This window comes from Flavobacterium sp. C3NV, assembly GCF_046825355.2.
Classification (GTDB): Bacteria; Bacteroidota; Bacteroidia; order Flavobacteriales; family Flavobacteriaceae; genus Flavobacterium.
The window spans coordinates 158,967-170,779 of record NZ_JBKQBJ020000005.1; the positions used below are offsets into that span (position 1 = coordinate 158,967).

The window sequence follows — 11,813 nt, forward strand, 5'->3', positions numbered from 1 at the left end:
CCCGAGGCATTTATATAGGTTTTGTTTTACCGAAAATGGTGAGGCCGAATTGTAATAAGCGCAGCGGAGCAAAAACAACAAATTATAATGTCGCACCTAGAACCAGAAGCTAAAATTTTTGCTTGTTCACAAAGTGTTTATCTTGCAGAAAAAATTGCAGAACAATACGGAATTCCGTTAGGAAAAGTAACGATGTCAACGTATAGCGATGGAGAATTTCAGCCATCATACGAAGAATCAATAAGAGGATTACGCGTTTTTATCGTGTGCTCAACATTTCCAACTGCTGATAATTTGATGGAATTGTTACTAATGATTGATGCAGCAAAACGTGCATCAGCCAGACACATTACAGCTGTTATGCCTTATTTTGGTTGGGCAAGACAAGATAGAAAAGACAAACCAAGAGTTCCGATTGGAGCGAAACTAGTAGCTAATTTATTAGATGCTGCCGGAGCGACAAGAGTAATGACAATGGATTTGCACGCAGATCAAATTCAGGGGTTTTTCGAAAAACCAGTAGATCATTTATTTGCATCTACAATCTTTTTACCATACGTAAAAAGTTTAAATTTAGACAATTTAACCATTGCATCTCCGGATATGGGAGGTTCAAAAAGAGCATATGCTTACTCTAAGTTTTTGGAATCAGATGTAGTAATCTGTTACAAACAAAGAAAAGCAGCCAACGTTATCGATACTATGGAGCTAATTGGTGAAGTAAAAGGACGTAACGTAATATTAGTAGACGACATGATCGATACTGGTGGAACATTAGCGAAAGCGGCCGATTTAATGATCGAAAAAGGAGCATTAAGCGTTAGAGCAATTTGTACACACGCCATTTTATCAGGTGACGCATACGAAAAAATCGAAAACTCAAAATTAAGCGAGTTAATAGTGACCGATTCTATTCCGTTAAAGAAAGAATCAAAGAAAATCAGAGTAGTGAGTTGTGCACCTCTTTTTGCTGAAGTAATGCACATGGTGCACCACAACAATTCCATCAGTGGAAAATTTATAATGTAATTTATGGCAATAGGCTTTAAGCAGTAAGCTTTTCATAGATTCGTTAAAAAAGCCTAAAGCCTAGTGCCTAAAGCTTAAAGCAATGTATATTATTTAATAACTATATTTTTTTTACAATGAAATCGATTACAATTAAAGGATCAGAAAGAGAAAGCGTGGGCAAAGTGTCAACTAAAGCCTTACGTAATGCTGGAGCGGTTCCTTGCGTGTTATACGGAGGAAATCAAGCAGTACACTTCTCAGCAGACGCTGCAGCGTTCAAAAACTTGGTTTACACTCCAAACGCACACACAGTTGTGATTGAGCTTGGAAAAGGAAAATCATTCAATGCAATTTTACAAGATATCCAGGTTCACCCGGTATCTGACAAAATCTTACACATTGACTTCTTTCAATTATTTGATGACAAAGAAATCACTATGGAAGTTCCTGTAAAAGTTGTAGGTACATCAAAAGGTGTTCTTGCAGGTGGTGTTTTACGTTTGAACACTCGTAAATTAAAAGTTAAAGCTTTACCTAAAAATCTTCCTGATTTTGTTGAAGCTGACATTACTCCACTTGAAATGGGTAACAAATTATACGTTACTAAAGTTGGTCAACCAGAATACAAAGTGATGCACCCAGAGAACACAGTTGTTGCTCAGGTAAGAATCTCTCGTGCTGCTATGAAAGCCGCTCAAGAAGCTGCAAAAGCTGCAAAAGCTCCTGCAAAAGGAAAGAAAAAATAATTTTTTTCAAATTCAATACAAAAGCATCAATCGAAAGATTGGTGCTTTTTTTTTGCTTTAAGATTCTAAGTTGCTAAGATTCTGAGATTCTAAGTTTTTTTATATGTCAGGCTGAGCGGAGTCGAAGCCCCTTCTGATGTTTTGTGTTTATTTTTCTTTGAAGCACAAATTTTCGGTTTCTTCAAGACCCAACGTTCCTGCCATCCACTTGTATCTTTTCCTTGCTAAAGAAGCAAGAAAAAGGATACCGCTTCTGTCAGGGCTAGCGAGAGGTTTAGTTTTTTATTAGAAGAGAGGTTCAAAGGTTCAAAGAAACAAAGGTTCAAAGAAACAAAGAAGCAAAGAAACAAAAGGAACAAAGGAACAAAGAAGAGTGATTTTACAATATGTCATCCTGAGCGAAGTCGAAGGACCGCAAGTGGCTCGACGATCTAAATTGAAATATTTTGCGCGAGCTTCGACTTCGCTCAGCTGACAAAAATGAGCATCATACAATCAAATAAAAAAAATCTGCTCCATCTGCAAAATCTGCGAGAAACTTTTTCTTAGCAAACTTTGCGTAAAACCCTTGCGAACTTTGCAGTTAAGAATAATTATCTAATCAACCAATTGGCACATTCTCTAATTAATCTTACTTTTGCATCATGATAAAATGGATAAACAAACTGTTTTCATCAACACAAAAAGAAGAGAACATAGACAATATGAAACCGGAGGTTCACGAACACCCAAAAAACAATATAAAAAACGTGAGTAAAAAATATTTAATCGTAGGACTTGGTAATATTGGAGCCGAATACGTAAATACACGACATAATATAGGATTCAAAGTCCTGGACTTTTTAGCTAAAAAAGAAGGGCTTTCATTCGAAACCGTAAAACTTGGCGCTTTGGCCGAATATAAATTCAAAGGAAGATCTTTCTTCTTGCTTAAGCCAAACACTTATATGAATTTAAGCGGCAAGGCGGTAAAATACTGGATGGACAAAGAAAATATACCTTTAGAGAATATTCTCGTCATTACAGACGATTTAAACCTGTCATTCGGAACCATTCGTATCAAACCAAAAGGAAGCGACGGAGGTCATAATGGTTTAAAGAATATCAACTTGGTTTTAAACACTCAAAATTACACCCGTTTTAGATTTGGTATCAGCGATCAGTTCAAAAAAGGACAGCAAATCGATTACGTTTTAGGAGAATGGGATGAAGAAGAAAAAGCAAAATTACCCGAACGTTTAGAAATTTCTTCAGAAATTATTAAAACATTTGGAACCGCCGGTTTAGAAAATACAATGACTACGTTTAACGGAAAGTAAAGAATTTCAGTTATTTAACTGTTAAATAATCAAATTATCAGTTAATTAAATCGAATTATAACGAAATAGTATTTTCTATTCCAAAGTTAAATGTCTAAATTTGGGATAAATAATTATAAATCATAAAATCATAATATCATGGCTTTTGAATTACCACAATTACCTTATGCATATGATGCATTAGAACCACATATTGATGCTCGTACAATGGAAATCCATCATACAAAGCACCACAATGCTTACACAACAAATCTAAACGCTGCAATTGCAGGAACAGATTTAGAAGGTAAGACAATCGAAAATATCTTAATCAATTTAGATAAAACAAACGCAGCAGTTCGTAACAATGGCGGAGGTTTTTACAACCACAATTTGTTCTGGACTGTAATGTCTCCAAACGGTGGCGGATTACCAACAGGTGATTTATTAGCTGCAATCGAAGATTCTTTTGGAACTTTCGAAGAGTTTAAAGCAAAATTTGCTAAAGCCGGAGCAACTCAATTTGGTTCAGGATGGGCTTGGTTAACAGTAAAAAAAGGTGGTAAACTAGAAGTTGTAGGTACTCCAAATCAAGATAATCCATTAATGCCGGAAGTTGCTGGTAACGGTGGAACTCCAATCTTAGGAATGGATGTTTGGGAGCACGCTTACTACTTAAACTACCAAAACAGAAGACCAGATTATATTGAAGCTTTCTTCAGTGTAATTAACTGGACAGAAGTTGCAAGAAGATTCGCTTTAGATAAATAGTCTAAGAAAGAGAATAGAATAAAGATTAAAGAAAAAAGACGGATGGCTTGATGGCTATCCGTCTTTTTTTGTTGTTATTTAATATTAAAACTATGCTCAGCAATCTTTACTCTATTTTCTTTCTTCTATATGTAAAATAAAAAAGGTGGAATCTCTTCCACCTTTTTTGCCCCAAATCTACCATAAACTTAACCTACTAATGTTATGGTTCAGTAAATGTATAATAGCTATTCTTATATAAAAAACTTTTTAGACGAATGGTAAATATATCCGACTAAGTAAGAGAAAGTTAGAATATGGAGTTGAGAGTAAAGAGAATAGAATATAGAAGAAAGAATATAGAAGAAAGAATAAAGAGGAAAGAGTAAAGAGGAAAGAATAAAGAGGAAAGAATAAAGAGGAAAGAATAAAGAGGAAAGAATAAAGAGGAAAGAATAAAGAGGGAAAAATTAGAGGAGGAGTTCTCTGTTTAAAAGCTATGCTTTTGCTTTTAGTCTATTTTCTTTATTCTATATTCTTTGTTCTTTTAAGCAAAATAAAAAAGGCGGAATTTCTTCCACCTTTTTTGCCCCAAATCTACCATAAACTTAACCTACTAATGTTATGGTTTAGTAAATGTATGATAGCTATTCTTATATAAAAAACTTTTCAGATGAATGGCCAATATATCCGACCAAAAGGAGATAATGCATTTAAATTGAAATACTTGAGTTTATTCCAATAAAAAAGGTGGAATTGCTTCCACCCTTTTTGCCCCAAATCTACCATAAACTTAACCTACTAATGTTATGGTATCTCAAAAGTATTGTAGCTTTTCAATTTTACCAAACATATGGGATGAACGGCAAAAAAAACCGATGAAATGCACAAATTAACCTTTTGTTAGTATTTTTTTAATACGCTCTGGCGTCTTTTCCTTCGTAAAAATTCATAAAAGCCCTGTTTACGACACGATTACCTCCTGGTGTAGGATAATCTCCCGTAAAGTACCAATCACCTAAATTTTTCGGACATGCAATATGCAAATCTTCTACTTTTTGGAAAATGATTTTTACTTCGGCATTGATTTCAGGAGAGCTCAACATTTCGGCAATTTTATCTGAAATTTCTTCAGGAGTAAACTGATCGTAGATTGCAGTAACATAATTCACAACATCGCTATCAATATAGTTTTCCTGTGCTTTACATTTTGCGTAAACTTCGTCTACTATATGGTATAAGTTTCTTTCTTTTAATAAAGCCAAAGCTGCTCTAAAAGCTACAAGACCTTCAAGCTTCGCCATGTCAATTCCGTAACAATCAGGGTAACGAATTTGTGGTGCCGATGAAACAATTACAATACGTTTAGGATTTAAACGATCCATCATTTTTATGATACTCATTTTAAGCGTTGTACCACGAACGATACTGTCATCGATGATAACAAGGTTGTCCGTTGGCTTAATCACCCCGTACGTCACGTCATAAACGTGAGCAACAAGATCATCACGGCTGCTGTCCTCAGTAATAAAGGTTCTAAGTTTGGCATCTTTAATCGCAACTTTCTCAGTACGAATTTTTACAGCCAATAATTCCTGTAAAGTTTCGGCTGTTAGCGTATTTCTATTAGCTAAGATATAATTGTTTTTTCTTTGATTAAGGAAATCCTGAGCCGCTTCGACTAAACCATAAAATGAAGTTTCTGCTGTATTCGGGATATAAGAGAAAACGGTATTATCGGTATCGCTGTCTATTGAATCTAAAACGGCAGGCAAAATTAATTTTCCTAAGTTTTTACGTTCCTGATAAATTTCTGCATCACTTCCTCTTGAGAAATAAATTCTTTCAAATGAACAAGCTTTTTTAACCGTTGGCTCCAGGATTTGTTCCATAGAAACTTTTCCGCTTTTTTTGATGATCAAAGCATTTCCTGGTTCAATTTCCTGAACACTTTCAAACGGAACATTGAATACAGTTTGAATAACCGGTCTTTCAGAAGCTACAACAACTACTTCATCATCCTGATAAAAGTAAGCCGGACGAATTCCTGCAGGATCTCTAAAAACAAAAGCATCACCATGACCTAATAACCCTGCCATTGCGTAACCTCCGTCAAGATTTTTAGCAGAACGTCCTAATATTTTTGCAATGTCCAATCGGTCTGCAATTACCGGAGAAGCTTCTCTTTTAGAGTAACCTTCGGCTTTACAGTCCTGGTACAATTGCATTACTTCTTTATCTAAGAAGTGACCAATTTTTTCCATTACGGTAACAGTGTCAGCCATTTCTTTAGGATGTTGTCCTAGCTCAACTAAATTTTCGAAAAGTTCTTTAACATTCGTCATGTTAAAGTTACCTGCCAAAATTAAGTTACGGTGCATCCAGTTACTCTGACGTAAAAATGGGTGTACACTTTCGATGCTGTTTTTTCCGAAAGTTCCGTAACGAACGTGACCTAAAAATAATTCTCCTATATAAGGTATGTTTGCTTTTTGTTTGGCAACATCATTTGCATATTCAGGATGAGAAGTCATCTCTTCGTTGATACGCTCATTAATTTGTTTAAAAACGTCCTGAATAGGCTGTGCGTGGTTTGAACGAACTCGGCTTATGTAACGCTCGCCTGGTTCAACATCTAATTTAATGCTGGCAAAACCTGCTCCGTCCTGTCCACGATTATGTTGCTTCTCCATCATCAGGTACATTTTTTGTATCCCGTAAAAAGCAGTACCGTATTTTTCTTTGTAATATTCAAGCGGTTTAAGAAGTCTAACTAAGGCTATACCACATTCGTGTTTTAAAGCGTCGCTCATTGTTTTTTGTATTTGTGTTGTTGTTGTAAGTTGTGCGTAATAACGTAATAAAAAAGCCCCGTTTTATCGAGGCTTCAGGGCATTATATTTCTATGTCAAACTGAGTTAACGACTTAAATTGTTGTAATCGAATCGCTACTTCTGCTTTGCTTAATGTTTGCATCCTTTCGGTTCCAAATTTCTCTACACAAAATGAAGCTAAATTAGATCCGTAAATAATTGCGTTTTTCATGTTGCCAAATGAGATGTTTTCGCTTTGCGCAATAAATCCTGAAAAACCACCTGCAAAAGTGTCTCCGGCTCCAGTTGGATCAAAAACATCTTCTAGCGGTAATGCCGGTGCAAAGAATACTTCTCTATTGTGGAATAAAAGCGCTCCGTGTTCTCCTTTTTTGATCACCACATATTTTGGTCCCAATTCCTGGATTTTGTTAGCCGCTTTTACTAATGAATATTCGCCTGAAAGTTGTCTTGCTTCTTCGTCATTGATTGTGATCACGTCTACACGTTTAATTACTTCAAGTAATTCCGGTAAAGCGCAATCCATCCAAAAGTTCATAGTGTCTAAAACTACTAATTTTGGTTTTTTCTCCATTTGGTCCAAAACACTACTTTGTACTAACGGATGTAAGTTTCCTAACATCACAACATCGGCATCTTTATAGTTTTGAGGAACTTTTGGTTGAAAATCAGCCAAAACGTTAAGTTCAGTTACAAGAGTGTCTCTTGAGTTTAGATCGTTATGGTATAAACCGCTCCAGAAAAAGGTTTTTCCGCCTTTTACAATTTCGATACCAGAGATATCAATATTTCTTGAAGTTAAAAGATCTAAATGTTCTTGAGGAAAATCGTCGCCAACTACAGAAACAATGGCCGATTGTAAGTTAAAAAACGATGCTGATAAACCAATGTACGTTGCAGCACCACCTAATATTTTATCTGTTTTTCCGAAAGGAGTTTCAATCGCGTCGAAAGCAACCGTTCCAACAATCAATAATTTATTCATTTTATGAATTTCGAATTAGGGTGCAAAGATACTTCATAAGTTGCAATATTGCAACGGTTTAAGTTCTCAAAATTTTCATAAAAAAAGAATATCGTTTTCGGGGCTAAAACTATTGTAAATGAATGAATTAAATTTGATTCATCTGAGTGCTTAAAATATGTTTTTTCGATTTAAAATACAATAATTATTTTTGAAAAAAGCGTTGAAGATTTTAGTTAAATTTGTTTAAATATCAAATTTCATTCATGAAGAAAAATATAATCTTATTAATGCTGTTTTGTTTTTTGATTTCTTGCGAAAGAAAAGAACCTAATTTTTCTAAGGAAATGATAGAAAAATTGGCAATTCATGACGAAGGGAAAGGCGAGGTAGTAACAATAAATAAGTATTCATTTATTGATTTATACATTCGGACAAACGAAGATGAAATTTTTATTACAAATGGAGAGTCTTTATATCAATCGTATAAGCTTTATCATCAAAAGAAATATAAAACATTTAAAGATTTTTTAGAAATTGTTTTGAGTGAGGATTTTGTTTTAGATGCATCGAAGCAAAAAATAATACTTTTACAAAATTTTAAATTAAATTCAAAAGTAAAAAAAGAATTTGAGAGTTTAGGGATTGATGAATTTCTGAAAAAATATTCGAAACCGTCATTGAGCGAAAATGAAGATGAACTTAATAGTTTAATTATAAAGCCAGACGAGTTTTTTACAATATCATACCTATTATATCTAAATAGATATGATCTTAAGGTAGATGATATTCATGCAAGATATTCTATAATTAAAAGAGAAAATTCTTTCAAATAATTCTACAACTCATACTTCTTATCAAAATAATTCTTCAAAACCCCAATCTGAACCAAAATCATAAAAGGAACGACTAATAAAGCGTAAAGTACATTTTTAGAAAAATGAATTCCAGAAAATAGAGCAGAAGCTTTGTCAGAATATGTTTTGGCAATTTCAAAATTAGCAACATCATTATTGGAGTAAACAGCATAAGCAGTCAAAGCAACTAAACTGATACCAATAAAAATCCATGTAGATTTAGAAATCAAAGGTTTGTAAGCTTTGATTTTGCTTTTTTCAGCCACTAAAACCTGAGACATTATTTTTGAAGTAAAGTCAATAGATGGTGACTCCAAAGTATTTTCGGCCATCATTCTTTCAATCAGATTTTCTATTTCTTTATCATTTTCTTTCATAACATTCTATTATTTCTGGTTCTAATTGCTTTTTCAAAATTACAGCTAATTTTTGTCGGCTTCTAAATAATTTCACCTTAACATTATTAGCGTTAATGTTCATGACTTTTCCAATTTCTTCTAAACTCTGATCTTCAAAATAAAATAAAGTTAGCAAGAAATTCTCTTCACTCGGTAATAAATTCAAACAATTCTGAATGGTTTGCTTTCGTTCTTTATCTTCTAAAGCGCTCAAAGCATTGTCCATAGTTTTTATTAAGTGAGCCGAAAATTCATCTATCGATATATTATTGTCTTCTTTTTTATTTTTCTTCAAACGATCTAAACACGTATTATAAGCAACCTTATAAATCCAGGTCGAAAATTTGGAATCACCTTTAAACTTGCTTAAAGAATTATACGCTTTAATAAAAGTATCCTGAGCAACCTCTTCCGCTTCTTCTCGGTTTTTAATCATTTTTAAAGCCAATGTAAAGATCATATCTTTATAACGATCAACCAGCACGGCAAACGCATTCGCATCGCCCTGCAGCACTTTATCTATATAATGTTGATCATTTATTGTACTCATAATAGGTAAGACGACACGTTCTGTGTTTAGGTTACAAGATTTTTTAAAAAATAAATAAATTCCAATTTTTAAATTTCAAATTCCAACTTCAGAATAGGAAATGTAGTTTAAATTCTAATCTATATGTTTGTAGAACTTTGTCAAAGTTTTAAACTTTGACAAAGTTTAACCCCAATATTGTCAATCCCGACGAAAATATCGTTTCTCAAAAAACAATTTTAAACTCAAAATTAACTCATAATCAGTAAGTTTTGGAATTTGGAATTTAAAAATTGAAGTTTATTTTAAAAATCTTGTAACCTCAATTCAAAACATGTCGTCATATGGGGTATCAATCAATTATAAAAACATAAAAAATTATGGGAGCACAAATTTTAGTACCAATCAGTCTTTTCTTAATGATCTTCGGAATCGTTTATCTTATTTATTCAACAAGAAATAGAGAACGTTTAGCACTTATAGAAAAAGGAGTCGATGCCAGTATCTTTTTAAAAGGAAGAACCAATGGAGTTCCGGCCTGGAAAATCCTTATTCTGAATACAGCTTTTCTTTTAATAGGTATCGGACTTGGATTTTTTATTGCTTTATTTCTTTCTACTTATACAGCAATGAATTCAGATGTGGTGTATCCGGCAACAATCATCACGATGTCAGGAGTAGGTTTGCTGGTAGGATTTCACAGAGCCAAAGATTTAGATAAGCAATAAAATCGTTTAAGTTAGTACCTTCAATAACGAGAAAACGCGTCGGAAACAATTGTTTTCTGACGCGTTATTTTTTTATGATTTTGAGCCGATGGTTTCGTAATAAACATCTACCGAAAGGTTTTTTTGCATTGAGGCCATAACGGCCAATTCGTCGCAGCGTTCGTTTTGTGGATGATTGTTGTGCCCTTTAATCCATTTAAAATCGACCTGATGTTTGCGGTAAATAAGTAGAAACCGTTTCCATAAATCAGGATTTTTTTTGCCGGTGTAGTTTTTTTTCTCCCAGCCAAAAACCCATTTTTTTACTACAGAATCAATCACATATTTAGAATCTGAAACCACCAAAACCTTCATATTTGGGTTTTTTAGTTTTTCGAGACCTACAATTACAGCCAGAAGTTCCATTCGGTTATTAGTAGTCAAACGGAAGCCTTCATAGAATTCTTTTTTATGTGGCGTTCCCACCAATTCCATCACTACGCCATATCCTCCGTTTCCGGGATTTCCTTTTGCAGCGCCATCAGTATATATATGTACTTCGTGATTCATTGTTATTTTTTTTTCACCATATAAGTTATATAAGTTCATTTAAATAATAGAGCTTATATTTCTTTGTCAAGATTAAGAGAGTCAATTAGAGTTCAACTTATATATTCTTATATGACTTATATGGTTTAATTTTTTACAGTTTAATCTTCCAATAATCTTGAAATAATTTCCGGAAAATACTTTTGTTCCAGTTCGTGGATCTTTTCGGCTACAGTTTCTGGCGTATCGTCCTCTGTCAAGGCTACGTTTTTCTGGAAAATGATACCGCCTTCATCATAATGTTCGTTTACATAATGAATAGAAATTCCGGTTTCTTTCTCTTTATTATTCACTATCGCACGGTGTATGTGCATGCCGTACATTCCTTTACCTCCGTAATTTGGTAAAAGTGCTGGATGTATGTTGATTATTTTATTAGGATATTTCTCGATTATATGATCTGGGAATTTCAATAAGAAACCTGCCAGAACTATCATATCCGGGTCGATTTCTTGTATTTTTTGTAAGAGGTTACTTTCTAATAATTCACTTTTTGAGAAAATTTCGGTCGGAATTTGATGATTTTTTGCTCTTTCGATGACTTTTGCCGCAGCATTATTTGTAAAAACCGAAACGACTTTTGCAATTTTGGTTTTCGCAAAATACTTTATGATGTTTTCAGCATTAGTTCCTGATCCTGAGGCAAAAACAATAATTTTTTTCATAATTGAATATAATTTGAGAATGCAAAAAACGGAATAAAAATCGAAAATAAATAGTATTAAAAAAGCTTTCTTGAAATTAATTTTATAAATTAGTGTTACATTTATAAACTAAATCGTGGTTTTAAAATAAAGTTTTTTATTTTTGCCAACAAATTAAATTCTAAAATTAAAGATTATGTCAGACATTGCATCAAGAGTAAAAGCGATTATCGTAGACAAATTAGGTGTTGACGAAAACGAAGTTGTAACAGAAGCAAGCTTCACTAATGATTTGGGAGCTGACTCATTAGACACTGTTGAGCTTATTATGGAATTCGAAAAAGAATTTGATATTCAAATTCCAGACGATCAAGCAGAAAACATTGCTACTGTTGGTCAAGCTATTTCTTATATCGAAGAAGCTAAAAAATAATAATACTGCACCCGGTTTCTAAAAATACCAATT

General features: G+C 33.5%; 13 protein-coding genes. 7 read left to right on the forward strand and 6 right to left on the reverse strand.

The window, feature by feature from the left end; all coding sequences use genetic code 11:
- Positions 1 to 87 precede the first annotated feature (87 nt).
- From ACIDC4_RS09330 to ACIDC4_RS09345, 4 genes are all read left to right on the forward strand, one after another.
- Positions 88 to 1,029, forward strand: coding sequence for a ribose-phosphate pyrophosphokinase (locus ACIDC4_RS09330; protein ID WP_065451678.1), 942 nt, complete (start codon positions 88 to 90; stop codon positions 1,027 to 1,029).
- 116 nt (positions 1,030 to 1,145) lie between these two features.
- Positions 1,146 to 1,757, forward strand: coding sequence for a 50S ribosomal protein L25/general stress protein Ctc (locus tag ACIDC4_RS09335; protein WP_089350165.1), 612 nt, complete (start codon positions 1,146 to 1,148; stop codon positions 1,755 to 1,757).
- A 644-nt stretch (positions 1,758 to 2,401) separates the two neighbouring features.
- Positions 2,402 to 3,076 carry an aminoacyl-tRNA hydrolase gene (gene pth, locus ACIDC4_RS09340; RefSeq protein ID WP_230034279.1) on the forward strand — a complete coding sequence of 225 codons (675 nt, stop codon included), beginning with the start codon at positions 2,402 to 2,404 and terminating at the stop codon, positions 3,074 to 3,076.
- Positions 3,077 to 3,214: 138 nt separating this feature from the next.
- Positions 3,215 to 3,826: a superoxide dismutase gene (locus ACIDC4_RS09345; protein ID WP_230034280.1), complete on the forward strand. Its 612-nt coding sequence runs from the start codon at positions 3,215 to 3,217 to the stop codon at positions 3,824 to 3,826.
- A gap of 893 nt (positions 3,827 to 4,719) precedes the next feature.
- Here ACIDC4_RS09345 and ACIDC4_RS09350 read toward each other — a convergent pair.
- Entirely contained in the window at positions 4,720 to 6,618 is a 1,899-nt protein-coding gene (locus ACIDC4_RS09350; protein ID WP_412042752.1) for an amidophosphoribosyltransferase, read from the reverse strand.
- An 82-nt stretch (positions 6,619 to 6,700) separates the two neighbouring features.
- The gene (locus ACIDC4_RS09355; RefSeq protein WP_127338175.1) at positions 6,701 to 7,624 is read right to left on the reverse strand and encodes a PfkB family carbohydrate kinase; all 924 of its coding nucleotides are present in this window, start codon (positions 7,622 to 7,624) and stop codon (positions 6,701 to 6,703) included.
- Positions 7,625 to 7,869: 245 nt separating this feature from the next.
- Here ACIDC4_RS09355 and ACIDC4_RS09360 point away from each other — a divergent pair, with 245 nt between their 5' ends.
- Complete coding sequence (locus ACIDC4_RS09360; RefSeq protein WP_412042751.1) at positions 7,870 to 8,439, forward strand: hypothetical protein; 570 nt, start codon at positions 7,870 to 7,872, stop codon at positions 8,437 to 8,439.
- 2 nt (positions 8,440 to 8,441) lie between these two features.
- On the opposite strand, the gene ACIDC4_RS09365 is transcribed toward ACIDC4_RS09360, so the two are convergent.
- Both ACIDC4_RS09365 and ACIDC4_RS09370 read right to left on the reverse strand, forming a co-directional pair.
- Positions 8,442 to 8,837: a hypothetical protein gene (locus ACIDC4_RS09365; RefSeq protein WP_412042750.1), complete on the reverse strand. Its 396-nt coding sequence runs from the start codon at positions 8,835 to 8,837 to the stop codon at positions 8,442 to 8,444.
- Positions 8,824 to 9,408 (reverse strand): RNA polymerase sigma factor, encoded by a 585-nt coding sequence (locus tag ACIDC4_RS09370; protein WP_412042749.1) that lies wholly within the window; start codon positions 9,406 to 9,408, stop codon positions 8,824 to 8,826. The genes ACIDC4_RS09365 and ACIDC4_RS09370 overlap by 14 nt, the downstream gene beginning before the upstream one ends.
- A gap of 359 nt (positions 9,409 to 9,767) precedes the next feature.
- Between ACIDC4_RS09370 and ACIDC4_RS09375 the strand changes: the two genes are divergently transcribed.
- Positions 9,768 to 10,115, forward strand: coding sequence for a DUF6249 domain-containing protein (locus ACIDC4_RS09375; RefSeq protein ID WP_072964728.1), 348 nt, complete (start codon positions 9,768 to 9,770; stop codon positions 10,113 to 10,115).
- 72 nt (positions 10,116 to 10,187) lie between these two features.
- Here ACIDC4_RS09375 and rnhA read toward each other — a convergent pair whose 3' ends face one another.
- A complete protein-coding gene (gene rnhA, locus ACIDC4_RS09380; protein WP_412042748.1) occupies positions 10,188 to 10,664 on the reverse strand; it encodes a ribonuclease HI in 477 nt (158 codons plus the stop codon).
- Positions 10,665 to 10,804: 140 nt separating this feature from the next.
- A complete protein-coding gene (purN, locus tag ACIDC4_RS09385; protein WP_230034291.1) occupies positions 10,805 to 11,368 on the reverse strand; it encodes a phosphoribosylglycinamide formyltransferase in 564 nt (187 codons plus the stop codon).
- A gap of 175 nt (positions 11,369 to 11,543) precedes the next feature.
- Between purN and ACIDC4_RS09390 the strand changes: the two genes are divergently transcribed.
- Positions 11,544 to 11,780: an acyl carrier protein gene (locus ACIDC4_RS09390; protein WP_007137004.1), complete on the forward strand. Its 237-nt coding sequence runs from the start codon at positions 11,544 to 11,546 to the stop codon at positions 11,778 to 11,780.
- Positions 11,781 to 11,813 lie beyond the last annotated feature (33 nt).